General features: G+C 45.2%; 22 protein-coding genes. 10 read left to right on the top strand and 12 right to left on the bottom strand.

The window, feature by feature from the left end:
- Positions 1-81: 81 nt before the first annotated feature.
- Both thrS and QUA56_RS01465 read right to left on the bottom strand, forming a co-directional pair.
- Positions 82-1,887: a threonine--tRNA ligase gene (gene thrS / locus QUA56_RS01470; RefSeq protein ID WP_333352223.1), complete on the bottom strand. Its 1,806-nt coding sequence runs from the start codon at positions 1,885-1,887 to the stop codon at positions 82-84.
- The gene (locus QUA56_RS01465) at positions 1,880-2,023 is read right to left on the bottom strand and encodes a hypothetical protein (RefSeq protein WP_333352221.1); all 144 of its coding nucleotides are present in this window, start codon (positions 2,021-2,023) and stop codon (positions 1,880-1,882) included. The genes thrS and QUA56_RS01465 overlap by 8 nt, the downstream gene beginning before the upstream one ends.
- Before the next feature lie 254 nt (positions 2,024-2,277).
- Between QUA56_RS01465 and QUA56_RS01460 the strand changes: the two genes are divergently transcribed.
- The 8 genes from QUA56_RS01460 to QUA56_RS01425 all read left to right on the top strand — a co-directional run bounded on the left by QUA56_RS01460 (position 2,278) and on the right by QUA56_RS01425 (position 12,156).
- Positions 2,278-2,607 carry a DUF2605 domain-containing protein gene (locus QUA56_RS01460; RefSeq protein WP_333352218.1) on the top strand — a complete coding sequence of 110 codons (330 nt, stop codon included), beginning with the start codon at positions 2,278-2,280 and terminating at the stop codon, positions 2,605-2,607.
- 606 nt (positions 2,608-3,213) lie between these two features.
- A complete protein-coding gene (locus QUA56_RS01455) occupies positions 3,214-3,525 on the top strand; it encodes a DUF2973 domain-containing protein (RefSeq protein ID WP_333352660.1) in 312 nt (103 codons plus the stop codon).
- A gap of 565 nt (positions 3,526-4,090) precedes the next feature.
- Positions 4,091-6,103, top strand: coding sequence for a DICT sensory domain-containing protein (locus tag QUA56_RS01450; RefSeq protein WP_333352215.1), 2,013 nt, complete (start codon positions 4,091-4,093; stop codon positions 6,101-6,103).
- 1,012 nt (positions 6,104-7,115) lie between these two features.
- A complete protein-coding gene (locus tag QUA56_RS01445; protein WP_333352213.1) occupies positions 7,116-7,616 on the top strand; it encodes a peptidoglycan-binding protein in 501 nt (166 codons plus the stop codon).
- Between the two features lie 298 nt (positions 7,617-7,914).
- A complete protein-coding gene (locus tag QUA56_RS01440) occupies positions 7,915-8,340 on the top strand; it encodes a photosystem I reaction center subunit II PsaD (protein WP_333352210.1) in 426 nt (141 codons plus the stop codon).
- 176 nt (positions 8,341-8,516) lie between these two features.
- Positions 8,517-9,380: a GNAT family N-acetyltransferase gene (locus QUA56_RS01435; RefSeq protein WP_333352206.1), complete on the top strand. Its 864-nt coding sequence runs from the start codon at positions 8,517-8,519 to the stop codon at positions 9,378-9,380.
- Between the two features lie 146 nt (positions 9,381-9,526).
- Positions 9,527-11,074, top strand: a complete 1,548-nt coding sequence (trpE, locus tag QUA56_RS01430; RefSeq protein ID WP_333352203.1) for an anthranilate synthase component I — start codon at positions 9,527-9,529, stop codon at positions 11,072-11,074.
- A gap of 197 nt (positions 11,075-11,271) precedes the next feature.
- On the top strand, positions 11,272-12,156 hold the full coding sequence (locus QUA56_RS01425; RefSeq protein WP_333352201.1) for a PhzF family phenazine biosynthesis protein: 885 nt from the start codon (positions 11,272-11,274) through the stop codon (positions 12,154-12,156).
- Between the two features lie 283 nt (positions 12,157-12,439).
- On the opposite strand, the gene QUA56_RS01420 is transcribed toward QUA56_RS01425, so the two are convergent.
- The 4 genes from QUA56_RS01420 to QUA56_RS01405 all read right to left on the bottom strand — a co-directional run bounded on the left by QUA56_RS01420 (position 12,440) and on the right by QUA56_RS01405 (position 14,587).
- A complete protein-coding gene (locus QUA56_RS01420) occupies positions 12,440-13,066 on the bottom strand; it encodes a hypothetical protein (RefSeq protein WP_333352198.1) in 627 nt (208 codons plus the stop codon).
- A gap of 115 nt (positions 13,067-13,181) precedes the next feature.
- Positions 13,182-13,907, bottom strand: a complete 726-nt coding sequence (locus QUA56_RS01415; RefSeq protein WP_333352195.1) for a cadmium resistance transporter — start codon at positions 13,905-13,907, stop codon at positions 13,182-13,184.
- A gap of 140 nt (positions 13,908-14,047) precedes the next feature.
- A complete protein-coding gene (locus QUA56_RS01410; protein ID WP_333352192.1) occupies positions 14,048-14,176 on the bottom strand; it encodes a hypothetical protein in 129 nt (42 codons plus the stop codon).
- 105 nt (positions 14,177-14,281) lie between these two features.
- The gene (locus tag QUA56_RS01405; RefSeq protein ID WP_333352190.1) at positions 14,282-14,587 is read right to left on the bottom strand and encodes a DUF1003 domain-containing protein; all 306 of its coding nucleotides are present in this window, start codon (positions 14,585-14,587) and stop codon (positions 14,282-14,284) included.
- Positions 14,588-15,099: 512 nt separating this feature from the next.
- On the opposite strand from QUA56_RS01405, the gene QUA56_RS01400 reads away from it, so the two are divergent.
- Positions 15,100-15,576 carry a hypothetical protein gene (locus QUA56_RS01400; RefSeq protein WP_333352187.1) on the top strand — a complete coding sequence of 159 codons (477 nt, stop codon included), beginning with the start codon at positions 15,100-15,102 and terminating at the stop codon, positions 15,574-15,576.
- A 17-nt stretch (positions 15,577-15,593) separates the two neighbouring features.
- Here the strand turns inward: QUA56_RS01400 and QUA56_RS01395 are convergent, their stop codons facing one another.
- The 3 genes from QUA56_RS01395 to petH all read right to left on the bottom strand — a co-directional run bounded on the left by QUA56_RS01395 (position 15,594) and on the right by petH (position 19,653).
- Positions 15,594-16,445 carry an alpha/beta hydrolase gene (locus QUA56_RS01395; RefSeq protein ID WP_333352185.1) on the bottom strand — a complete coding sequence of 284 codons (852 nt, stop codon included), beginning with the start codon at positions 16,443-16,445 and terminating at the stop codon, positions 15,594-15,596.
- A gap of 369 nt (positions 16,446-16,814) precedes the next feature.
- The gene (locus QUA56_RS01390) at positions 16,815-18,131 is read right to left on the bottom strand and encodes a homoserine dehydrogenase (RefSeq protein WP_333352658.1); all 1,317 of its coding nucleotides are present in this window, start codon (positions 18,129-18,131) and stop codon (positions 16,815-16,817) included.
- A gap of 316 nt (positions 18,132-18,447) precedes the next feature.
- Positions 18,448-19,653, bottom strand: coding sequence for a ferredoxin--NADP reductase (gene petH, locus QUA56_RS01385; RefSeq protein ID WP_333352655.1), 1,206 nt, complete (start codon positions 19,651-19,653; stop codon positions 18,448-18,450).
- A 586-nt stretch (positions 19,654-20,239) separates the two neighbouring features.
- Here petH and QUA56_RS01380 point away from each other — a divergent pair.
- On the top strand, positions 20,240-21,244 hold the full coding sequence (locus QUA56_RS01380; protein ID WP_333352183.1) for a phosphoribulokinase: 1,005 nt from the start codon (positions 20,240-20,242) through the stop codon (positions 21,242-21,244).
- Between the two features lie 91 nt (positions 21,245-21,335).
- On the opposite strand, the gene QUA56_RS01375 is transcribed toward QUA56_RS01380, so the two are convergent.
- The 3 genes from QUA56_RS01375 to QUA56_RS01365 all read right to left on the bottom strand — a co-directional run.
- Complete coding sequence (locus QUA56_RS01375) at positions 21,336-22,532, bottom strand: 5-methylcytosine restriction system specificity protein McrC (RefSeq protein ID WP_333352182.1); 1,197 nt, start codon at positions 22,530-22,532, stop codon at positions 21,336-21,338.
- A gap of 56 nt (positions 22,533-22,588) precedes the next feature.
- A complete protein-coding gene (locus tag QUA56_RS01370; RefSeq protein ID WP_333352180.1) occupies positions 22,589-24,241 on the bottom strand; it encodes an AAA family ATPase in 1,653 nt (550 codons plus the stop codon).
- A gap of 73 nt (positions 24,242-24,314) precedes the next feature.
- Positions 24,315-24,752 (bottom strand): transposase (locus QUA56_RS01365; protein WP_333352178.1); only part of this gene is annotated, 438 nt, incomplete at its 5' end.

The raw sequence follows: 24,752 nt of genomic DNA, 5'->3' as shown, positions 1-24,752 counted from the left end.
TTAGAAAAACGCAGACAATATTCAACTATTATCTGCGTTAATCTGCGTTAATCCGCCTTCATCTGCGGTTAAAAAATCATCCTAAAAATCCCCGTAACTACTAATCGCCCCCTGCAACCTCCCAATCACTTCATCAACCGAAATTGCCCCCAACTCCCCAGAAGCCCGAGTCCGAATATTCAAACTATTCGCCTCAACTTCCTTCGCACCCACAACACCCATCACCGGAATTTTATCCTTCTCAGCATTGCGAATCAACTTGCCCAAACGCTCGCTACTCTCATCAGCTTCAGCGCGCATTCCGAGCATTTTCATCTTCGCCGCCACTTCCTTCGCAAAGGGCAAAAAATCGGCGCTGACAGGCAACAACCGCACCTGAATCGGCGCTAACCACAGCGGAAAATCCCCGGCATACTGCTCGATCAAAATCCCGATCAAGCGTTCCAAAGAACCGAAAGGAGCGCGGTGAATCATCACCGGACGCTTGCGAGTGCCGTCTTCAGCAACGTATTCCAAATCAAAACGTTCTGGCAAGTTGTAATCTACCTGAACAGTTCCTAGTTGCCATTCGCGATCCAAGACATCTTGGAAAATGAAATCGAGTTTCGGGCCGTAAAAAGCCGCCTCCCCAATTCCCTCAAAATAATTCATTCCCAAAGTTTCTACCGCGCGGCGGATTGCACCTTGAGCCTTTTCCCAAGCTTCATCGGAACCGATATATTTCTCTAAATTGTTCGGATCGCGGAAACTCAAACGCGCCTTAAAGTTTTTCAGTTGCAGACTCTTGAATACTGACAGAATCAAATCCACCACATTCAAGAATTCCTGATCCAACTGTTCCGGCGTGACAAATAAGTGAGAATCATCCACCGTAAAGCCGCGCACTCTGGTTAAACCACTCAATTCTCCCGATTGTTCGTAGCGGTAAACTGTGCCGAATTCCGCTAAGCGCATCGGCAGTTCGCGATAGGAACGCAATTCGCTTTTGTAAATTTGGATGTGGAAAGGGCAGTTCATGGGTTTCATCACAAAACCCTGTTCGTTTGCTGCCGCTTCTGCATCTTCTGCCATCAGCGGAAACATATCTTCTTTGTATTTCTGCCAGTGTCCAGAAATTTTGAACAAATCAACTCTGGCGATGTGTGGAGTCACAACTTGCAAATAGCCGCGCTTGATTTGTTCTTGTTTCAAGAAATCTTCTAAAATACTTCTCAAAACAGTACCTTTCGGCGTCCACAAAGGCAAACCGGGGCCCACCGCATCGGCAAAAATAAACAAGCCTAATTCTTTGCCTAATTTGCGGTGATCTCGCCTTAATGCTTCTTCTTTGCGGTGTTTGTATGCTGCTAGCTGTTCGGGAGTTTCCCAAGCTGTGCCGTAAATTCGCTGCAACTGAGCTTTGGTTTCGTCGCCGCGCCAATATGCGCCTGCTAGGCTTTCGAGTTCGATCGCCCTCGCATTCAACTCACTGGTATTATCCAAGTGAGGCCCCGCGCACAAATCCCACCATTCGTCGCCCAAATGGTAAAGAGTAATCGGTTCGATCAAACCTTCTAAAATTTCTAATTTGTAAGGTTCGTTAATCTCCTTAATTCTGCGTTCCGCTTCTTCGCGGCTGACTTCTTCGCGAGTGACAGGCAATTTGCGGTTGATGATTTTGATCATCTCTTTTTTAATGGCTTTTAAATCCTGTTCCGTAAAAGGTTCGGGAGTGTCAAAGTCATAATAGAAACCGTTTTCGATCCAAGGGCCAATTGTCACTTGCGCCTTGGGAAATAACTTCTGCACCGCCATCGCCATAACGTGGGAGGTGGTATGGCGAATTTTTTTTAGTTGCTCCGGGTTGGCGGGCTGTTCTGGAGAGGAGAGGGATTCTGAGCTAGACATCGGCTGAATTAGCAATTAATTTAGTTGCAGTTGCTTCTATCTTACTCAGAATGGGACAGCAACCGCCGACTTCCGGCTGGGGGACACTCCTGGAAATTAGTGATTCTGGGCATTGGGCAAACAGGGCATTGGGCATTGGGCATAGTTTTTTTCTTGCTTCTTGCTTCTTGCTTCTTCCTTCTTCCTTCTGCTATGAGCTGTCGCTAGCGAGTCTGAGCGGATATTTAGCAGAATTTTGGGATTGCAAATCAAAAATCGCTGCTGACATGGTTAAATTTGTTCAAACTCATTTGCTAATTGTGGTTAAATCATTGAATTTTTGTTATAATTATGTTACATTTTGTAAAGAGCGTCTAAGATTAAAATAAATAAATAACCCAATTTTAATCCATGCTTCACTCCAACTTGCCCGAATCAGAATTGCTCAAAACGTTACTGGAACCGCTGTTAGAGGATTTAAATTACTGGTTTGACCGATCGACCAACCTCTTAGAAACTGATGAAATTCCGTTTCTGAGCGACGAAGATCAATCAGACTTGCTGGCGCGAGTCAAACAGGCTCAGCAAGAAGTAGGCGCGGCTAAAGCTCTATTTCAAGCAACCGGAGGTCAAGTTGCAATTGAAACCGCAGCACTGATGCCGTGGCACAGACTGCTCGCCGAATGCTGGCAAGTATCGGCGCGCTTTCGCTCATTGCAGTCGGCTCCCCCTGGAAAATAAAGAAGCGAGTTCAAGTTAAACTTGCAGTTAAATCCCAAACCTGTGGAAATGTGGCGGCTGGCTTGACAACCTCAAACAGATTTCCAGTTAATAAGTTATCAGAAAATTGGGTTTAAAACCCCGTCCTTTTAGGAAGGCTTTATTTCCAAAAAGTTCTAAAAGTTTCCCAAATAGTACCCTATACTACAAATAGATACAGGTAGAATAACCGCGAGCATCGAATGGATCACCAACCCCAAAATGACTGGCTAGGAAACAATAATGTCTCGTGGGTGGCGAAAACCACAAAAACATAGCTAGGGTAGCCATCGCGCACCCATACCAGAAAACTCAAAATCTTAGTAGTTAGATGTACCGTAGGGCATACGGGAACAAAGGGAGCGATCCCTTAACGCTTGGGGAGACAAGCCCTCTGGGACTATTCAAATTAGGCTCGAAGCTTCGTTCAATTGGACGGGTTTTTGGTTTAAATATTGCCGAAGGGATGAATAGTTTAAAGGTATGTCAGTGAACCAAGAATCCCCGCGTTTACGCCCGGGAGTGTCAATACTTGCTGAAACACATTTGTCAATTGCTGTGTGGCTGTTTAGCCCGGAGGAGAAAATAATGTTGCACCTGCTTTATATTTTAGCTTTTACCGTTCTTGCCTTTCTGGCCGTCGGTAACTTAATTCGCAGTCTAGTCACGGTAGGTATGGAGTCCCAGCGCCCTCAACAATTCAGGGCAAACAATCGCTACGCATCCTATCCTCGCTCTCAACCGGTACCCCATCCAGAACTGTTAGATGAATACGGAAACATTGTCAATGAGCCGCTTTTAGTGATGCGTTCGCTGACTGTCCAAGACGCTCGCGAACAATTAGATGCTCTCTACAAATCATCTCCGGGCGGCAACGACGAAGGAAGCGAACTAGCCTAAGAGAACCACATCCGCAGCATTTATACTCAGGCGCGATGCCGCAAAAAAAATATAGGACTTACAAGCTAGTTGTCCGAAACCCTGTTTTTTCATAGATTTTTGGTGAAAATCGGGTTGGTTGGGATAAGTCCTCAAAATAATTGGTCGTTAGTTTTTAACTAATAGCCAATTACTTGTGCTTTTATAAAGTTTAATTACCAAGTAGCGATCTCGCCAAAAACCTATACCGATCGCACTGATATCAAATAGCTCAAGAATAGTATAATGCAAGAGATCCGCAAGCGGTGCCTAACAAGTCTGAATGGTGAGAGTGCTAACGCCCGAATTCAAGTCTGAATAGATGAGTTAGCGTCAAAACCTAGACGTAAAAGCAGGTGACTTTGGGACGAGCTCAAGGTCTTGGAGGGATACCTCTGCTTAGATTCGTCTAAGTGATATTGCTAGCATGATATGACTTAAACAGTCGTGTTATGACGCATAAATGTATCAGATACTGAAAAGGGATCGATCTAAACCTCCTATCGATCCTGTTTTGTCATCGGCAAAAATGCACGTTTAAGGCTAGATGATCGTCCCTATTTCGCTACTGGCAGAACTTCTGCAAGCTTTGCCCCAACTGCGGGCACAAATTTATTTCAAATCTTCCATGACAGCCCTGTCTCACGCTATGGAAGACTTGGTTTTGGCGGGTTCCGACGAACCGCTAGTCATTGCAAGCTTTCAGCGAGAGCGCTTCTACCGCCAGGAAGCTCACCGTTACCGGCGAATTGCCTCACGCTCATCTCAGGTATACGTGCTGGCAGCACCGGAAACAGACTTTAAAAATGCTTCGGAGTGTCACGAAACTGTGGCGTTTGCACCGGATGACGGATTAAGTAAAGAGTGGCACTTAGTGGTACTGGGGGAACACTACTCAACTTGCCTGATTTGTCAAGAAAAAATTGTGCCGATCGAAAATCAGGACGAGCGCGGGCCGCTGTTGATGGATCAAGCTCGCAGATTTGAAGGAATTTGGACGTTCGACCGCGAGGTAAGCTCCAAAGCTGCCGCATTGTTGCTCGATAGAATTGTCAATTATCGCCCGGAATTGGCCGAAAAGATCGATCGAGCGCGAACTACTTACAAGCTAGTCAAAACACCGAAAAGAACGAGGAAATCCGCCGCCTCCAAAGCCGCAAAACCCGACACAAGTGCGCCAAAAAACTCAAATATTCCCAATCCAAAATTGAGCGACGCTTTTACCGAACGCTTAGTAACCTACTTGCAAGCAGGCCAGCACAAACTGCTCAAAGCATACGCCGCCATTGCCGCGCAGGAACGCAAAGAACGCCTCGTAAACTTAATTACAACGGCAATGCGGCAGTCTCTCAACCCGCAAGAAATCGTCGAAGTTGCAGTGCAAGAACTCGGAACTGCCCTGTCAGCAAGCCGCTGTTTGATTTATCGGTGCAAGGCTACAGATGTGGCGGTCAAAATCGATCGCGAGTTTTTGCGTCCGGGTGCTAGTTCTCTACTAAATCAGACTTGGGTTTTGCAGGAAAATCAAATATGGGGCGACGCGGTGGCGCGGCAAGAGCGAGTTTACATCCAAGACACAGCACAACACCCGCTGATTGTCAATACAAAATTCCTGATGGAAACTGTAAAAAATTGGCAAATTGTCTCTTGGTTAATGGTGCCGGTGCTTTATCAGGGGCGGGTTTTGGGGATGGTGGAAATGCACCAGTGCCGATCGGCTTTGCCTTGGGAAGAAGACGAAATTTCTTTAGTAGAGGCGATCGCCACCCAACTCGGAGCAGCCTTAATTCAAGCCGAAACCTACGCTCATTTAGAAGAACTCAACCAACAATTAGAAGCATTAGACCGCACTCGCAGCAATCTAATTGCCATCACCGGACACGAACTCCGCACTCCACTTTCTACGATTCAAGTGTGTCTGGAAAGTTTGAGTTCCGAACCAGATATGCCCGCAGAATTACGGCAAATTATGTTAGAAACTGCCCTCGGCGATGCCGATCGAATGCGGAAACTCGTGCAGGATTTCTTAACTCTTTCTCACTTAGAAAGCGGGCGAGTTCAATGGAATGTAGAATCGCTGACGCTGCAAGAATGCGTTGATTTGGCCCTCAGCAGCGTGCGATCGCGCACGGCGGATCGACAGTTGCCGGAAATTATCGCCGAAGTGTCCGCAGAATTGCCTTTAGTGCAAGCTGACGGAGAGTGGTTGGTGGAGGTGCTCTCGAAACTGCTAGACAACGCTTGCAAATTCACCGCACCTCCAGGAAGCGTGACAGTGCGAGCGAAATGCAACGGTTGTCAGATGGTGGAAGTGATCGTAGCCGATACGGGGAGGGGAATAGAGGCGAACAGTTTAAAAGTTGTGTTCGATCGATTTTATCAAGAAGAAGGAGCATTGCGGCGCAGCGCCGGCGGTACCGGTTTGGGATTGGCAATTTGCAAGCAGATTGTTGCCGGCTGGGGCGGTAAAATTTGGGTAGATTCCGCAGGAAAAGATAGAGGGAGTGAATTTCACTTTACTATTCCCACTGTTGAGAATCAATTGACAACTGTTAACTAATGACTAATCACTAATGACTAAGCTGTTCGACATTTAAAGGACGATTGTAGGGTGCGTCAGTACATAAGCGTTTCCCGCATCAAGCGTAAGTGTTCGCTTCTGACGCACCTTACCCGGTTCATTAGTCGTTTAAATGCGTAACAGCTTAATCACTTAGACAGTCCCAATCCCGTACCTTTGCCTTCTGCTTTAGTTGTAAAAAATGCCGCAAACAATTTGTTATGACAAAAATATTTTGATGGTACCCGCCACGTGATTTATCCGTGGAATCAATCCAAAATCTAAAATCCTCAAGCCCCCGAATTTATCCGTGGGGTCAATCCAAAATCCAAAATCTAAAATCTAAAATCGAATGACTGATTCCGGCATTTCCAGTCCGCTGTCAGCAATCCGAATCAAAATCGTGTGGATTATTTCCGGTTTTGTCAGGTAACGAAAATACTTGCTTAAAGCCCTCGAACCCAGTTAAAAAACAGGGTTTCTGAGCGTCTGAGCGCGCAAATCTCGATCGAGTTAATCGATCGACCGATACAGAATAGCACAGAAAAGTCTTCACAGCAGAACCCGCCTCCGCTGCTACACCCCCTCTTACCCTCAACCCTCACCCTGTGATATCGGCCTTAAAGGTGATGTTGCCATGCGGTGTTCAGCTTTAGGATCGAAAGTATCAAAGCAGATTCAAGACGCGCTTGCCGTCTTAAACCCGGTTTGGCGACAGAATTCCTAGGGAGGCTGCCGAAAATTAATATCAGTTTAAAAAAAGAATCCAACTGTAGGTAAGCTGCAAACCCCGATAGTAATCAGTCATGCCGAATCTAAAATCTCAAATCTCAAATCTAAAATGGTATAAGTCTCCTGTGCACAATTTCTGAGATGGTAACAGTCGATCGAATCTGTTGAGGCACTGCCGGCGCCAGTGTTGATTCGTCAAAAATTTAGGAGGCAAATGTTTCGCCAGGAAAAAGTTTTTTCCCAAAATAAGACTCAAACCTAGAGGTTAGGACAATCGATTATGTCACCTACAACCCAGATGAAATCTACTCAAGCTATAGACAACAAGCCGCAACTGCAATTAGGTTCTCAAGGTAAAACTGTATTGGAACTCGAACAACTGCTAACGAAGTTGCGCGTTTACCGGCAGCCTGCTAAAGGAATTTTTAACAAAGCAGTTGAATTTTCTGTGAAACTGTTTCAGTTTCGGGTTTTCTTGCCACCGGACGGCATTGTCGGGCCGCTCACTTGGCAGGCGCTTTATACTGAAGCTCCAGTTAATATGCCAGTAGTTAGATTCGGCAGTTCTGGGCAAGCAGTCGCTACTGTTCAGGAAGTTCTCAAGATTTCCCAGCACTATGGTGGCGAAATTGACGGAGACTTTTCTACTTTGACGGAGAAAGCTGTTCGCGCATTTCAAAAAAGCTTTGGGATTGAGGCCGACGGGATTGTCGATCGAGAAACTTGGACTGCTTTGAGTCAAATTCCGCGCGGCTATGACCCTAATTGGTTCTTGACTTAGGGTTGACGCGGTAAATTATTCGATCGTGTGCGGGGGGAAACTGGGGGAATGTGCGATTATTCGGGTGCGCCGCAAGCACCGGAATAATTGCTGTTTTTTTTTATGGTTTTTTCGGGATTCGTGCTTGATAATTCTGTTTTCTAACTTTGGTAGAAATTACCAATTATCCATTATTAATTACTAATTATCAATTATCAGAAAAGATCGATCGCCAAATAACTGTTAATTTTCCTTACAATTTCGACAACAGTGCACAGTCTCGATGATACGATGCCGTAAAAATCCTTTGGATATATCTATGGCAGAAGAACTCACTGGACAACCCCCCATCTTCGGCGGCAGCACCGGCGGCTTGCTGACTAAGGCGCTAGTTGAAGAGAAGTACGCTATCACTTGGACTAGCCCCAAGGAGCAGGTGTTTGAAATGCCGAGTGGCGGCGCTGCGATTATGCGTCAAGGCGACAACTTGCTGCATCTGCCCCGGAAGGAGCAGTGCATCGCTTTGGGCGGCCAGCAACTGCGGGCAAAATTCAAAATCTCGAATTACAAAATTTACCGCGTCTTTCCCGACGGTTCTACTGAGTACCTGCATCCCAAGGATGGCGTGTTCCCTGAGAAGGTGAACGAAGGTCGTCCTTTCGTCGGTAAGATTGACCGCAATATTGGCAGCAATCCCAATCCGATTAAGGTGAAGTTCACCGGTAAAAAGACCTACGAAGTTTAGGTTTTGAGCGAATTGCTGAGTTCTCATCGGGTAGTATTTCCTGAAAAGCTCAGCTTGCATTTTCTGGTTTGTAGTAGCGCTTGGGCGGCAGAGGCTTGTTCTGTATCGCCCAAGCGCCACTGCAAACTTCAAATGCAATTAAAAATAATTAATAAAAATTAATAATTAAATTAACCATGAATCTGGTAATCAGGCGAGCGCAGCCTTCTGATATCGATGTTTGCGCTGCCATTACTTATGAAGCTTTTAAAGGTATTTCCGATCGGCATCAATTCCCTAATACAGATTTTCCGACGCTGGAGTTTTCAACTGAAATTATAGACTTTCTGATCGAAAGTCCGTTGTTTTTTGACACAGTAGCCGAGAGTTCCGGTGCCGTTGTCGGCTGCGGGTTTATGGACGAACGCAACCCGGTTCGCGGTATCGGGCCCGTCGGTGTCGATCGAACTTTTCAAGGCCGCGGCACGGGGCGGGAAATCATGAAAGCTTTGCTGGAACGGGGACAGGACGCTGTGGGCATCCGTTTGGTTCAAGAATCTTTTAATATGGCGTCGCTGTCGCTGTACGCTTCTTTGGGTTTTGAGGTGAAGGAACCTTTCGTGTTAATGCAGGGCAAGTTTCGCAGCCAGCCGCAGTATGGGTTTGAGGTGCGGCAGATGACAAGGGAGGATGTTGGTGAATGTGCGGCTTTGTGCGAAAAACTGTGCGGGTGCGATCGAACTTCGGAGATTGAACACGCCCTGAATGACTTTTCTCCCTTCGTTGCTTGCAAACAAGGTCAGATTGTGGCTTATACTTGTGCGGTGTCTGCTTTGGGCCACAGCATCGCCCAAACAGAGGCGGATATGCAAGCTTTGCTGTTGGGGGCTGCTGCGTACAGTTCCGAAGAACTGGTTTCTTTTCACTTGCCGCTGAGGTACGCAAGTTTGTTTCGCTGGTGCTTGCAAGAGGGGCTGCGCGCTATCAAGCCGATGGCTGTGATGGCAGTTGGCGAGTATCGGCCCCCGGAGGGATGTTGGTTTCCGTCTTTTGTTTATTGAACCCAAGACGGTTAGGACGCTTTTAATCGTTGAAATTATTGCCAGGATTGCATTTTCCTACTTCCCTCTTCCTTCTTCCCTCTTCCTTCTTCCCTCTTCCTTCTTCCCTCTTCCTTCTTCCTTCTTCCCTCTTCCTTCTGATATATATGATATTCCCCGATTTCTCACAATTTTCGGAACTGGCGAAACAAGGCAATTTTGTACCCGTGTATCAAGAATGGGTTGCTGATTTGGATACGCCGGTGTCTGCGTGGTATCGGGTTTGTGCGGGTCAACCTTACAGTTTTCTGCTGGAGTCGGTGGAAGGTGGGGAAAAACTCGGGCGTTACAGTTTCTTAGGGTGCGATCCGCTGTGGATTTTGGAGGCTAAGGGCGATCGCACAACTCAAGTTTACCGCGACGGTTCCGAAAAAGTATTTACGGGCGATCCGTTTGCGGCTTTAACTGAATGTTTGCAGTCTTACAAACCCGTGAAATTGCCGCAGTTACCGCCGGGAATTGGCGGGCTATTCGGTTTTTGGGGTTATGAGTTAATTAAGTGGATAGAACCGCGAGTTCCGGTGCATCCAGCCAGCGAGAATGATTTGCCGGATGGGTTGTGGATGCAGGTGGATAATTTGCTGATTTTCGACCAGGTGAAGCGAAAAATTTGGGCCCTCGCCTATGCGGATTTGCGCGAGGTTGGCGTTGATTTGGCGGAGGCTTATCAGCAAGCGTGCGATCGGGTTGGTAAGTTAGTTCAGAAGCTGCAATCGCCACTTTCCCAGCAATCTACTCTCATAGAATGGACACCTCCCAATAACGGGCAAGATGCCCGTTCCACAACCGGAAATACAGAATTGGCTTACACGAGCAATATTACCCGTGAAAAGTATTGTGCCAATGTTTTAAAGGCTAAGGATTATATCAAAGCGGGAGATATTTTTCAAGTAGTTATTTCCCAGCGTTTGGAATCTGAATACAGCGGCGATCCTTTTGCACTTTACCGTTCTTTGCGTCTGATTAATCCTTCTCCGTACATGGCTTATTTTAATTTCAGAGATTGGCAGATTATCGGTTCGAGTCCAGAGATTATGGTGAAGGCGGAAAATACTGCTGACGGCAAGAAGATTGCAACTTTGCGGCCGATTGCCGGCACTCGCCGCCGGGGTAAAACTCCTCAAGAAGATGATGCTTTGGCGGCTGAATTGCTGCAAGATCCGAAGGAAATTGCGGAACACGTCATGTTAGTTGATTTGGGCAGGAACGATTTAGGCAGAGTGTGCCGAAACGGTACTGTAAAAGTTGACGAATTAATGGGAATTGAGCGTTATTCTCACGTCATGCACATTGTGAGCAATGTGGTGGGAGAATTGGCTGAGGATAAGACTGCTTGGGATTTGCTGAAAGCTGGTTTTCCTGCGGGTACGGTTAGCGGTGCTCCGAAGATTCGGGCGATGGAGATTGTGCACGAGTTGGAAGGTTGCCGCCGGGGGCCGTATTCTGGGGTTTACGGGTATTATGATTTTGAGGGGCAGTTGAATAGTGCGATCGCAATTCGGACTATGGTTGTTCGATCTCAAGGAGGCGATAAACATTCGGTTTCTGTGCAAGCCGGTGCTGGTTTGGTGGCCGATTCTAACCCCGATCTGGAGTACGAAGAAACTCTCAATAAAGCGAGGGGAATGTTGGAGGCAATTCGCTGTTTGAAGTAGGGAATTCGGGCATTGGGCATTGGGCATTGGGCATTGGCAAGGCGGAGCCTCTGGATCTGCGTTACTAGGCAGAGCCTGGTAACGAGAAAACGACAAATCAGGAGACGGCAGTGCCGTGTCCCTACAAGATTATTTGGGAGTAGGGAAACGGCATTGCCGTGTCCGACTTTGCTGACCATTTTACCAAAGGCATAATTATGAATTTTTATATAGTTGACGTGTTTGCCGAGTCAAAGTATGCTGGCAACCAGCTAGCTGTATTTTGCGGTGCGGGAGTTGCCGAACTATCTGAGGCCCAAATGCTGCTGATAGCGAGGGAAATCAATTATTCAGAAACTACGTTTATTCGATCGCCCGATCCGCGAGATGGCGGCTATGACGTGCGGATATTCACGCCCAAGAAGGAATTGCCCTTTGCCGGTCATCCGACTTTGGGGACTGCGTTTGTGTTGCAGCAAGAGATTATTCGCGAAAAGGTCGATCGAGTAATTCTCAATCTAGCCGTCGGTCAAATTCCAGTTACTTTTAATTATCACAATGAATCGGCAGATATTTTGTGGATGCGACAAAACCCCCCTAGTTTTGGTCAAGTTTTATCAGCGGAAACTCTGGCAAATGTCCTAAATTTAGCACCCGATGAAATTGATGCCAACTTCCCAATTCAAGAAGTTTCTACGGGAGTCCCCTTTATAATTGTCCCGTTAAAAACTCTCGCATCGCTCAAAAAAGCTCAAGTCAACTTAGATAAATATTTTGAGCTAGTTGATACAATGGAAGCGAAAGAAATTTTGATATTTTGCCCAGAAACCTACAGCGATCTTAATGATTTGAGCGTGCGAGTTTTTGCCCATTCATTAGGAATTCCTGAAGATCCGGCGACTGGCAGTGCTAACGGCTGTTTGGCCGGATATTTGGTAGAATATGCTTATTATGGGGAAGCAAAGATTGATGTCAGAGTTGAGCAGGGTTATGAAATCGATCGACCTTCTTTGCTGTTGTTACAAGCAGCCCAAAATGAAGGGGAAATAGCAGTTTTGGTTGGTGGTAAGGTGGTGATGGTTGCTAAGGGAGAATTTGTGTAGAATATTTAAGGGGAAATTATTAACCGCAGATGCACGCAGATAAGCTGTTGTGCATTTAATACCATTTTCCTAAAAATCTGCTACTTAGTTGAGCTACTTAGCGACGATAAAACTATCAAATTACGAGATATAGCGGTTCTCAGAAAGATTCGCGGACGTAGTTGGGCCCCGGCCCTCAAGCGTCTGGGTGGTTATGTAAGCTGTCAGTCATACCTCATCTTTTTGAGAAAGGCTATAAATAGGAACGGTTAACAATTAACTATTAACCGTTCCTAAATAAACATTAATCAATCAGTTGCGGCGTAGGAACTTGTCCGTTAATCTCCGCCTGAGTATACGAGGGCAGCGCCCAAGTTGTCTCACCCGCTTTAAAAACTTTAGCAGGAGCAACGTTCAATTGAATTCCACCCGTTGCGGCAGTCGTTCTAGCAATTAGCTGCGTACCATCTACAACCTTAATAGCAACAGGTTCAGTCAAAGAAAGCGCCTCAGCCGCCGGGCCTAAAGTAGCTTGAGTCCCTGCTGGTAAATAAATACCATCGCAGTCCCAATCATCATCTGTAATCTCACCAGCTCCTAGGAAATAAAGTTGCGTGGGCGATTTTTTCGGCTTATTAGCATAAACTGCCAGCGTTTGCCCGGTTTCATTACGGCACTGAGCCCGCTTTGTAGCAGTTTCGATTACGTACTTCTGCTGTTGCAATTCTGCCAACCGCTGTTGGTACTGTTCAGGCGTATAACCCGCAACGGAGGGATCGCTCTGAGCTGACAAAAGTTCAGTCAATGCCTGTGTTACTTCCGCATAGTCAGTCCCCTTTGTGAAATCCTTGGCGGCCCAAGAAGGCTGAGCTACAGCTAAGTTTACTAACAGCACTAAAACCACCAGAACTACCTTGAAAAACTTCATCATTTTCGTTCTCCTTTGTGTAAATAATCAGAGTTTGTTCCTAGAAAAACCCTCCAGTTTGAGTGGAAAATTATTTTCCAACTTTAGCAAACTGGAGGAAACTTGAACCCTAGCTTGCCTAAAGATTTTCCACTTTAGGTGCAGTCTGTAACGATGGATAACTGTCTTTAAGCAATATCAGCAGCCACAAGCAACTGATAGCTAAAGTAAGTACAGTTAAACTGCTATTCTCTAGAGTATGGCTATCGAGCAGGATCAGCGTACCCAGACCCATTAGAACGAAGGGAACAAGGGAATTACCGTAGCGGACAATTAGGGTCGCGATCGCGCTCATGCGAGTTAGTTGATAGGCAATATAGCACCAAACACCCACTAGCAAGAAAAAGACGCTCAGAATCACTAGCAGGCTCTCCCAAGTGCAGTTGGCAAACAATGGGACATAAATCCCCACATTATCACCTCCATTGGCAAATGTCACCGCAGCTACGCTATAAGTTTGTGGCGATAAAATACTAGAAAAGAGAGTGGATTGAGGCGAATCTGTAGCTGTATTTTCATCATCTGCCTCTGTATCTCGATTTAGCAGGCGGCTGACTCCAATGGCAATTGGTACTAGCCCCAACATCCCCACCCAAGGGCGCGGCACCATCATACAGCCAAAGAAGCTAGGAACACTAAGCATCACCAGTGCTGCGAACCCAAGGTATTGCCCTGTAACAATGTGTTGCCGTCGGAAGGCAGCATTGACTTGAGAGAAAAACAGCAGCAAGATGACAATATCATCTAAATTTGTGGCGGTGAAAGCTGTAATACCTGTGGAAATAGCGGTAATGAAGTGGTTCATATCTAACTGCCTCGATTGTGATGGTAGGATGGCTGGAGCCGTGCCGGAGATTAATTGATGTTGAGGTGTTTCGTTGGTCGAATAATGTTACTAAACTGCTTGCTATAAAGACGCTATAATTCACTGATTATACCAATTCTCTAACATTTTGCAACAATGATGAGTGTGGGTTTGTTTACGCTCACCTGAACTCCGGGTGCGTCGCTCAAAGATTGTGGATATTCTTTAAGATTTACGGGTGGCGACGCACCATACAGATACTGTTGCATGAGTTTTGAGAATTAGTATTAGTAACGTGGGTTATCACAGTTTGAAATAGGTTGACCCGGATACTGAATGTGTTGATGGCTTTGGAGTTTGAAGTAAACCCGGCATCAATTCTGCATATTTTGATGAGTCAAAATTTGATTTAGATACTTGGGGAAGTTGAGTAGGATGAAGGGCTGCTGAGCCCAGTGAGGAATGCCCGGTGTCAGGTTCGCGCCCACCCACCCGGCAAGGATTACTTTCTGTCCGATCGAGAAAGGCCACGAACCCACTTTTGCTGCTAGGGTATCTGCTAAATGTTGCCCGCGAGTTAAGGCTTTTTCCTCTGGTTTTTGAGGCGTAAGCTGTAACGGTATTTGATGACTTGCGGTTTTCACATCTGCGTTAACACTGTTGGATTGAGTGGATTTCATGGCAAACCTCACGGATGAATGTCTCGTTAAAGCTAACTGGTTAATGTTCGCTTGCGTTTTTCTTTGATGACTTTACTTTAGTCCAGCTCCACCCATAAGAGCAAATGTTTAATTTTATGAAATCAATCACTTCAAGTTATAGCTGTTGCAATGCTTTGCCAAGCCTATGTCATATTGTTTCCGGTTGCATCGGAATAATATATTTGGATTTTGTCAGTGCGATCGCCCCAGCCCTGTCAAGGTGTAGTATTTTGTGCAAGTGAATAGGGCATTCTGGACTTGGAATAAGGGTTTTAGCTGTGCTGATCTCAACGGTCAACTTTCCGCTTGATGTATTTGCCAAACTCAGATGCACCCCTCCCCATGTCTAAAAACATGGGATTCTAAAAATCACTTTTTAGAGTTCCTCCTGACTCAGCAGGAAAATAAAAATTGCTAATATGAGCTAGCTCACATTTATTAATGCGCGTTATTGTTATAGTTAAAGTGTTAACTACACCAGATACTACTTAATGCTGCAAACATTTTCGCGGACTTTAAATTTATCCCCAGACGCTTCAGAAGTCCTGCTTTCACTCCCAATAACCAGCTTGCTCGATTCACCGGAACTCGCTCAACTTTTGGGAAGTCTGGATAGTGGTTTGCTCAAAGAAACTTTGCCAACGGCTGGCACTGTTTTAGCTCAAAAGCTCCCGCTTTTTTACGATTGGTTGCAAACAGAACTAGGAATTAAAAAAGTCCCTGACAGTCCCGATCATGCTACGAAATGGGTAGTCGGTTTTTTGAAGAATCAAGAAAGTTTAACTCGTTTAGTCGATCTGCACAAATCAATTCCCAGAGAAGCATTAGAGCGATCGATCCCTCGTTTAGTTAGCGCCTTTGATGAGGTTCAACCCACCGCTGTAAAGCAAGAATGGGAAAAGGCGGTAGCGGCACTTTGTCTGGTTCTCGCAGTCGCAGCGCGGGAAAATCAGCCATCTGCGGCCTGAAGCAATTCTGTCTGAGTTTACACAAAGCGGTTTTTTCGGAAAACTTGCAATTGAGTGCGATCGATCTGAACGACTACCGGCCGCCGCTTGTTCAGGACGATCGCATTGTGTCTGTTTACCAACAGCAACTGAGCCAATACTACCACCAGGGCTCGTCTTTTCTGAAAATTGCCTTCAAAACGCGCCATTCGGACGATCGCCTCTTCGATGTTATAACAACTGTTGTTGCCTTTCTGGGAGATCACAAAAATCGTTCCCGGTATGTAATCGCCTTCATTTGCCCAGAAAGCATACCTTTCGCCTAAAGTAAAGTAGTGAAAAACATTGTTAGCGGTGGAACTTTGAGCTAACTTTTCCGAAACGCCCAAAGAATTAAAAATTACAGTCGATCGAATATAATCCGGGTATTTTGCGGCTATTTGCTGAGCAACTTTGCCGCCCAAACTTTCTCCGATGACATCAGCCGGATTCCCGCTGTGAAATTGCTGCTCGATCCAATCAATAGCACCGGCAGTTTCCGCCGATTTTAACTGGCGTTCTAGTTTTGCCATAAATACATCTGGCGTATCTTCTAAAACGCGCTCGAAAGGATACCACGAACCGTATCCGCGAATCACGAGAACAGGCGGATTATTGCCAGAAATGGGAAGGCGACTTTCAGCATAAAAACCTGTGCGAGAGTCTTCAAACACTTTTTTTATGATATAATTTCCATCAATAACTTGCCCTTCCTCGTGCCGAATGTAAATAGACGGGTTATTGGGTTTAAAAGTATCGTGCAGTTGGGGTTTTGCAAATTTTTCGTATAGGGAATCTAGCAAGTGCCTTCCCGTTTGGCGATCGACAAAATCTGATTTTGTTATTTTCATCCCAAATCTCATTTTTAACTGCTTGTGGGGGGAAAACCCGGTATTTTTACAAAATACCTTTACCCAGAGTTGGTAGGGGCGGGTTCACCAACCATATCTAACGATTACCGACAATCTAGATAAACCCGCCCCCCATCACCGATAACCTACGTCAACCCAAAATTTGCATCGCATCGGAAAATGTACGTGATGATTTATGGTTCGGTTCGGGCGGGTTTTCGAGATTGTTTGTTTCAGGCAATTATTGTTTGTGAACCCGCCCCTACAAGCACCCGGCATATTCTGATTTATGCTTGGGTTGGGGCGGGTTTTATAGATTATCAATTATTGGGAAAAATTGTTTGTAAAACCCGCCCTACCAAATCACTTTTACAAAACTCGCAACGTGCTAGCAATACTATGGACTGCTTCCATCGCGCGAATTTCATCGAGTGCTTGTTGAAAATTACCTTCCCTAACATCGTGAGTCACGACGACAATTTCTGCTAAATCGTCGTGAATCCCCGTCTGCACAATTGATTCCAAACTAACTTTGTGGTTGCCGAAACAAGTGCCGAGTTGGCCAATTACCCCCGGAGTATCGCGCGTCAGAAAACGGGCGTAAAAGCGAGTAACAAGTTCCTGCATCGGAGCAATTTTGCAGTAGTGTTGGTGACTGCAACTCAGCAAAGGATGGGGAATCGGAACAGTTTCGGTTTTCAGGATGGCCGCCACATTCATGATGTCGGATACTACGGCGCTAGCTGTGGGGCCCGCACCGGCGCCGCGCCCGTACAGCATCAATTGCCCGATCGGCTCTCCTTCGACTAAAATTGCATTGTAAACCCCGTTGACATTGGCTAGCGGATGAGTTTTTGGCACAAAAGTAGGATGCACTCGAATTGACAGCAGTTCGCTTTCTCCCTGCGCTTGTTCGCCATTGCAGCGGGAGGTTTCTCGAGCAATAGCCAACAATTTGATCGCAAATCCCAGCTTGTCCGCGTAGTCAATATCGGCAGCACTAACTTGTCTAATACCTTCGCAGTGAACATCGGCTAATTTGATGCGTCCGCCAAAAGCTAGCGAGGCTAAAATAGCAATTTTATCGGCCGCATCTAATCCGTCTACATCTGCTGTGGGGTCAGCTTCAGCATAACCTAATTGCTGGGCGTCAGCGAGGACTTCGGCAAAGTCTGCGCCTTCTGTTTGCATCCGCGTCAGGATGTAATTAGTTGTACCGTTGACGATGCCGGTGACACTTTTAATGCGGTTTGCAACTAAGGATTGTTTGAGGGTTTGAATGACCGGAATGCCGCCGCCGACAGCAGCTTCTAGCATTACGTAAACGCCTTTTTTGTTGGCGGCCTCGAAGATTTCATTACCGTAGCGGGCGATAACTGCTTTGTTGGCAGTGACGACGTGCTTGCCGCTGGCAATAGCTTGCAGAATGAGCGATCGCGCCGGTTCCAATCCGCCAATCAATTCTACTACAATATCAATTTTCGGGTCAGTTGCGATCGCTTCTAGGTCAGTTGTCAGCACATTTTCTGGCAATTGTAAAGACCGAGTTCGAGAAATATCGCGCACTCCCACCCGATAAATTTCCAATTCCTGCAACAGCGGATGGCGACCGTCTGGGGAGAGCAAAATCTCTGCTGTTCCCGCGCCAACTGTACCTAAACCTAGCAAACCAATTTTGAAAGCCACAACTTTGACCCGTAGAAACTCAATTAAGCCACAACCATTGTAGGCTATTAGCGTACCGGAGCAATCAAAATAGTATTGTAGGGTACGCATTCCCTACCTTATATCAAATCCGTTAGCATCGGAATAGTAAATTCGAGTTCACTGTTGACTGTTGACTGTTCACTGTTCACTGTTCACTGTTCACTGTCAACCGTCAACAGTCAACATCATTCCGGTGTAACCGGAAATGATATTACAAGTCGGATACAATTGCCCTACAAACAATTGTAGGGCGAGCCAAGCCCACCCTACAAATCAGATTAAATCAGGTAACACATTAATAAGTTTCAACGTGCCAACGGTGCTCTTTCTTCAACTGTTTCTGATAGCCAGCCCAGTCAACACCGTACTTGCTAGATGCGGCCGACATTCCCTCATCAATTCCGCCTTCCATACCCTTCAAACCACAGATATAAGTGTGAGTATTCGGCTTTTGAACCAATTCCCACAATTGGTCTGCGTTCTCTTGAATCCGGTTTTGAATGTACATCTTGCCGCCGTCAACATTTTTTTGTTCGCGGCTGATGGCATAAGTCAAGCGGAAATTATCGGGGAATTCTTGTTGCAATTGCTCCAACTCTTCCTTATACAGAATGTTGGGAGTGTAAGCAACTCCAAAGAACAGCCAAGCTAAACCTTTGAACTTGTAATCTGGATTGTTTTCCTTGAACATCCGCCACAAATAAGCCCGGAAAGGAGCAATACCCGTACCGGTAGCCATCATAATCACCGTGGCTTCTTCGTCGTCGGGCAACAGCATTTCCTTGCCTACGGGGCCGGTGATTTTGACATCATCTCCAGGTTGCAAAGCGGTGAGAAAAGTCGAACAAACACCAAAGACTTTTTCACCGGTTTCTGGGCTTTTGTACTCTAGGCGGCGGACGCACAGAGAGACTGTTTTGTCGTCTACATCGTCTCCGTGACGGGTGGAGGCGATCGAATAAAGCCGAATTTTGTGAGGTTTGCCGTTTTTATCGGTCCCATCGGGAATAATCCCGATACTTTGACCTTCGAGATAGTGTAACTTGCCTCCAGAAATGTCAAATTTGACGTGACGGACTGTACCCTCGCCGCCTTCTCTGACCATTTCTTCTGTAGAAATGCACTTACCAATATAGGGATTGGCCGGCTTGTAGAGGTTAACAGGAACCTGAACTTTTTCCTTGGCTTGAGTCATGGGCTTAGTTTTTTCTCCAGATTTCTGACTCTGTAGCCCTGCTTCTGGTGCGACTTTGCCATTATTAGTTTCGGGAGCGCCGTTTAAGGGGCGGATGCTGATGATTTTGCCACCCATGCGAGCAATTCGGCGCATTTCCTGATTCATGCGATCGTAGGGCACGGAGATAAATACGCTGCCGCTACGGCGAATCGGGCTACTTGTTTGGTCAGTTTTGCTCTGACGCATACCCTCCACTTCGTAAACAAAGATGCGGCTGCCTGATTCTGAGTTGGCCGCTACACCAGAGATGCTCGGGCTGTACATTTGTTGCTTGTCCTTCACGATACAGAGTTATAAAGAGAGAGAATGTGACGTTAGACTCAATTTACTTTTTTTTTAAGGCCATCTAGACTAATTGGCCGCGCCAATCTTTGGGCCTCCCCACGCCGGCGGGAGTGTCAAGTTGCGATCGCTCGCGTCTGGAATTTCCAATTAGCCGAACATCACGCTTGCCGAGTCCGGCTGCGTTCAGGTGTTGACCTATAGCTATTGTTGTCTGCGTACTGCCAATATTTTACCCGATCGGGGGATCTGCCCCGATAAGTCCTTCTGATTTGGGAGCGCCCCACCAGAGAAAGGATGATTCGAGCAGTTTAATGAGGCTGAGCTTGTAGGGGGCGAACGCATTCTGGTAAGATTAACCACTAAACTTAGTATTAATTACTTGCGTTGAAGATTGCTTGGGTCTTCCCGGGCAGGCAGTCAACTGACTGCTGTATGCTGGTGAGAACTCGATCCTCTCGGAGTAGCAAAGCAGCATAAAGCCTGCTTGTCGATACCTGCGGGCTGAAATTTTGTGGAATCTAGACTTGAGTTAGTTAGTAAACAGTGATTTTGTTAGAGGGAAACTATGACCAGTAAGCCGGATCGCGTGGTTTTAATTGGCGTTGCCGGAGATTCCGGATGCGGAAAATCTACTTTTTTACGCCGATTGACAGATTTGTTCGGGGAAGATTTCGTGACTGTAATCTGCCTCGACGACTATCATTGTCTCGATCGCAAGCAGCGCAAGGAAACAGGGATTACAGCCCTTGACCCCAGAGCGAACAATTTTGACCTGATGGCCGAGCAAATGAAGGCGCTCAAAGAAGGTCACGCGATCGACAAGCCGATTTACAACCACGAAACCGGTCTGCTCGATCCTCCTGAGCGGGTAGAGCCGAATCACGTGATTGTGATTGAGGGGCTGCATCCCCTTTACGACGAGCGAGTTCGATCGCTCCTCGACTTCAGCGTCTACCTCGACATCAGCGACGAAGTAAAAATTGCTTGGAAAATCCAGCGCGACATGGCGGAACGGGGCCACCGGTACGAAGACGTGCTGTTTGCGATCAATGCTCGCAAACCTGATTTTACAGCCTACATCGACCCGCAAAAGCAATATGCTGATGTGGTAATTCAAGTGTTGCCGACCAACTTGATCAAAGATGACAAGGAGCGGAAGGTTCTGCGCGTGCAGATGATCCAGCGCGAAGGCATCGCCAATTTTGAGCCTGCGTATTTGTTTGACGAAGGTTCAACAATTAACTGGGTTCCTTGCGGCCGCAAGCTGACTTGTTCTTATCCCGGAATTAAGATGTACTACGGGCCCGATGCTTTCTACGGACACGAAGTCTCAATTTTGGAAGTAGACGGTCAGTTTGAAAATCTCGAAGAAGTGATTTACATCGAAAGCCATTTGAGCAAGATTTCTGCGAAGTATGAAGGGGAGTTAACTCACCTGTTGCTCCAGCACCGCGAATATCCCGGTTCCAACAACGGAACTGGTTTGTTCCAAGTGTTGGTGGGATTGAAGATGCGGGCGACTTACGAGAAGTTGACTGCAAAAGAAGCGAAAGTGGCTGTTAGTGTTTAGAACCCTGACATGAAAGATTTGAGAGGCGCGATCGCGCCTCTTTTTTTGTGGAGAAATGAACCGCAGAGGGCGCAGAGGGCGCAGAGAAGAGTTAGGGGAGGGTGTTTGGAAGTAGAGAGTATAAGAAGGTTTTTCCGGCTTCATGGAGGTCGCTATCTAGGGAAAAAGTTAGACTGCGAACTCGAATATCGTCATTTTTTATGTCTAGTGGCTGTTGGAGGTTTTGCGGGTAGACGAGAATTGCATTTTGGCACTTTAACGCATTTGCGTAAGCAACTATTTGATGAATGTCATTATTGGCTACTTTATCGGGAGCTTTGTATTTTGTATCGAGGACGTATTGGACTTTTTTTGTTTCACTATCGCGTATAATTAAGTCAATCTTATCGAAATAATTTGTGTCATGTTCAACTCGGTGTTGTGGTTCGACCTCAAAGCCTTTTGGTGTATTTGCTTTGAGCCATTCAGCGACAAATTGTTCATATAAATTAGCCATGTCTATGAGAAAAGGGAGCATTTCGCGATCGCCTGTTTCGTGACTGGGCCCTGTGTTATCTAAAAAGAATCGACATAAGGCGTGTAAAAGTTGATAATCTTCATTCAAACGGTGATAATTTCTATCAATACAAGCTTCTGATTTAAAAGGTTTTAATGTAACAAATCCTTGGAGTGCGTGAAAGGCTTTTCGCACTGTGGATGAAACAGATTCACGGCACAAACCGCTGCGGCCAATGATGAATAGTGTCCAAGCCAGAATTTGATTGTCTTCGATATCGCCTGTTTGTTCGTTGTAGTGGCATTTTAGTTTAACATCCCAAGGTTTTTGCAGGGCTGACCGCAAATCGACGCGGCCGCGAATGTAGGCGAGTTTTTCAGTTTTGGATAAGTAATCGCGATATAATCCTTTGCGACAGCGTTCTAGAATTTTTTGGGCAAGAATGTTAGCTAATCTCTCGTAACTTTGTTCTAAAGATTGGCACTGAATCGCTCCTTGGGGAAATTTTATCTTAAGGTTGTAGGCATAGTCAAGCATTCCGAAGAGGTTGTTTATGGGAACCTTGGGGCGGATGGCGATGTGAAATTCTGGAGTGATTGGAATGTTGCCCACTCTGCCTTTAGATTTTAAGTGCCATTGATATTTTGTTTTAGGGTTGGGAAATTCTATCTCTATTTCCTTGGCATAATTATGGTATATTTTCTGTCCTACTGATTCGGGGATTGAGTCTTGGTCAAAAGTTGCTAATTGATATTCTGTAAGTTCGATAATTCGGCGGGATTCTGGTTTCATAATTGTGGTGGATGCGGTAACGCCACCGTATCGGCGTTAATGACGGCGTTAGATTGTCAATAGCCCAATTTATTCTTGATATTCTCCCAGAGAAACTCATCCATTTTTTCCAGGTTATCAAAGAAGTATTCTTCGAGGTATGGCTCAATTTCCATTTGCCAAATATCTCGGATATCTTCAGCTAAGGTTTTTGTCAAAAAGAAGGAGATGCCTAGTTCATAGTGTTTATTGTTAATTGCGCGATTGACATCTTCTAGAATGCTAGTTAATTTATCAACTGGAAAACCTGTTTCCTCTCTCTGGTGATACTGTCGCAGGACTTCATAGTTTGGAGAGACGGGAATGAATGCGAAGCGGCGGCGGAGTGCGTTATCGACTAAGGCAATAGAACGGTCTGCTGTGTTCATGGTGCCGATAATGCGGACATTTGTAGGGATTCTAAACTTTTGACCGCTGGCTAGTGTAATAAAGCGTTTTGTGTCCTGTCGGTCATCTAGGAGATACATTAATTCTCCAAATACTTGAGATAAATTTGCCCGGTTAATTTCATCAATAATCAGAACGCAAATGTCTTGACAAGACTCAGCTTTTGTGCAAAATTCTAGGAATCTGCCGGGAACTATGGGATAAGTTAATTCCCCATCTTGACTTTGCGGACGGATGCCTTGAATAAAGTCTTCATAAGTATAAGCTGGATGAAATTGGATAATGTCTGAAAAGCCGTCACCGCCACCGATTAAGTATTGGGCGAGTTTTTGAGCGAGGAAGGTTTTTCCGGTTCCGGGCGGGCCTTGGATGATGGCTTGTTGCTTGCGGTTAATGGTGCGTATCCAGCGGTTTAGTTCAGATGTTTGAAAACCAGTAAAGTAAGAAATTTCTTCGAGGCTATGATAGAATCGATTAAATTCTTTTGTATATACTGAAAAATATTGACTGATAAGCAGAGGTAACTCATTATCATACAGATTGCAACATAAAAACAAGGGAAATATTTTTTTAAAAGTTTGCGCTATTATTTGAATTAACTGTTTAGCAGAATATCCTAATACTTGTTCAGATTCAAGTGATATAGCGATCTGAATATTAGTAATTTTATGTGTTTTAACTTCCGGTGGTTGTTCGGCTAAAGAAATAATACTTTCCAATAATTCATAAATACATTTTTGACGTTTCATGATTATGCTACGCGATTCCGGCCAAATGGAATTAACACGAATTATTTGCTGAGTTAAATAGCAATGATGTTGATTGGGAAGCTCGTAACGTTTAAGCATTTCGATTACACCTGGTTTATCTTGATAATTACATTGATAATTATCTATTATGCAATCAACATACTCACTTTTTGCATAAAAACCAAAAGTTAACTTTTCGCTGTCAAATCTTAGCATTAACTGAGCATCATCTAGAGAATTGATATCTTCAAACCCAAAAGCTACACTGTAAGCTATTGATTGGCAAAAGTCTGTTGTAATGATAGAGCCCAGTCTTTCCCACTTGATATTTATATGTTTTTTGATAAAATCTGGTAACATCTGTTCCACCTGAATTGAAACAGACTTTAATGGTTCTTCTACATATTTTAAGAAATCTTTTTTGTGTGCCAGGTAAAAATCTGAGCTTTCATCTGCTGTAGTATAAAATTGTGCCAATAAGTTAAATGTGTTTTCTGAAAAAGGACATTCAGGATGTACAAAAACTTTTTCCATTTTTTATGTAGGTTTAAGATGACTCAATTGTTGTTCTTAAATTATTGGGTTCTTCATTAGTTGGTATGCTAAACTAACAATTAAATGCTTGCGTAAGCAAACATCTATTTTTGTAGTTGTCAAAATTCCTAAACCCATATGCCGAACGTTTTATTAACTTAAGCTTGTTGTTAATACCCTCAACAATACCACTTGTTGTTCTATTATCAAAGTAAGCAATTATCTCATCAATCCAATTGGTAATAGTCTTCACACTATCAGGAAAATATTGTTTAGCTCTTTTCTGCCAGATCCCAATTCTCAACAATCCCCTCAACCAATTTGTTTTTGGGTTGTTAAATATTTGTCGGAATTTTTCTTTTAATTTATGCATTTCTGCAAGAGGGGGACACACTTTTTTCACTTCCATTAACTTGATATTTTGCTTTTCATTTAAATCCTCTTGATTCTTTAATAATGAATATTTACTGTCGTTTATCCCCTCTAATATTTCTTGATACTCTTCTAGTTT

It is taken from the genome of Microcoleus sp. N3A4, from assembly GCF_036701805.1.
Classification (GTDB): domain Bacteria; phylum Cyanobacteriota; class Cyanobacteriia; order Cyanobacteriales; family Microcoleaceae; genus Microcoleus.
This window is presented reverse-complemented; position numbering and strand designations above follow the sequence as displayed.

Bases quoted from the DNA above. Each gene is read 5' to 3' on its own strand.
- QUA56_RS01465 (WP_333352221.1), bottom strand. From the start codon at position 2,023: ATGCCCAATGCCCTGTTTGCCCAATGCCCAGAATCACTAATTTCCAGG.
- thrS (WP_333352223.1), bottom strand. From the start codon at position 1,887: ATGTCTAGCTCAGAATCCCTCTCCTCTCCAGAACAGCCCGCCAACCCG.
- QUA56_RS01375 (WP_333352182.1), bottom strand. From the start codon at position 22,532: ATGAAACCAGAATCCCGCCGAATTATCGAACTTACAGAATATCAATTA.
- QUA56_RS01405 (WP_333352190.1), bottom strand. From the start codon at position 14,587: ATGAAATCCACTCAATCCAACAGTGTTAACGCAGATGTGAAAACCGCA.
- QUA56_RS01445 (WP_333352213.1), top strand. From the start codon at position 7,116: ATGTCACCTACAACCCAGATGAAATCTACTCAAGCTATAGACAACAAG.
- QUA56_RS01420 (WP_333352198.1), bottom strand. From the start codon at position 13,066: ATGATGAAGTTTTTCAAGGTAGTTCTGGTGGTTTTAGTGCTGTTAGTA.
- QUA56_RS01460 (WP_333352218.1), top strand. From the start codon at position 2,278: ATGCTTCACTCCAACTTGCCCGAATCAGAATTGCTCAAAACGTTACTG.
- QUA56_RS01435 (WP_333352206.1), top strand. From the start codon at position 8,517: ATGAATCTGGTAATCAGGCGAGCGCAGCCTTCTGATATCGATGTTTGC.
- QUA56_RS01455 (WP_333352660.1), top strand. From the start codon at position 3,214: ATGTTGCACCTGCTTTATATTTTAGCTTTTACCGTTCTTGCCTTTCTG.
- trpE (WP_333352203.1), top strand. From the start codon at position 9,527: ATGATATTCCCCGATTTCTCACAATTTTCGGAACTGGCGAAACAAGGC.
- QUA56_RS01410 (WP_333352192.1), bottom strand. From the start codon at position 14,176: ATGCAACAGTATCTGTATGGTGCGTCGCCACCCGTAAATCTTAAAGAA.
- QUA56_RS01440 (WP_333352210.1), top strand. From the start codon at position 7,915: ATGGCAGAAGAACTCACTGGACAACCCCCCATCTTCGGCGGCAGCACC.
- QUA56_RS01380 (WP_333352183.1), top strand. From the start codon at position 20,240: ATGACCAGTAAGCCGGATCGCGTGGTTTTAATTGGCGTTGCCGGAGAT.
- QUA56_RS01415 (WP_333352195.1), bottom strand. From the start codon at position 13,907: ATGAACCACTTCATTACCGCTATTTCCACAGGTATTACAGCTTTCACC.
- petH (WP_333352655.1), bottom strand. From the start codon at position 19,653: ATGTACAGCCCGAGCATCTCTGGTGTAGCGGCCAACTCAGAATCAGGC.
- QUA56_RS01395 (WP_333352185.1), bottom strand. From the start codon at position 16,445: ATGAAAATAACAAAATCAGATTTTGTCGATCGCCAAACGGGAAGGCAC.
- QUA56_RS01450 (WP_333352215.1), top strand. From the start codon at position 4,091: ATGATCGTCCCTATTTCGCTACTGGCAGAACTTCTGCAAGCTTTGCCC.
- QUA56_RS01370 (WP_333352180.1), bottom strand. From the start codon at position 24,241: ATGGAAAAAGTTTTTGTACATCCTGAATGTCCTTTTTCAGAAAACACA.
- QUA56_RS01400 (WP_333352187.1), top strand. From the start codon at position 15,100: ATGCTGCAAACATTTTCGCGGACTTTAAATTTATCCCCAGACGCTTCA.
- QUA56_RS01425 (WP_333352201.1), top strand. From the start codon at position 11,272: ATGAATTTTTATATAGTTGACGTGTTTGCCGAGTCAAAGTATGCTGGC.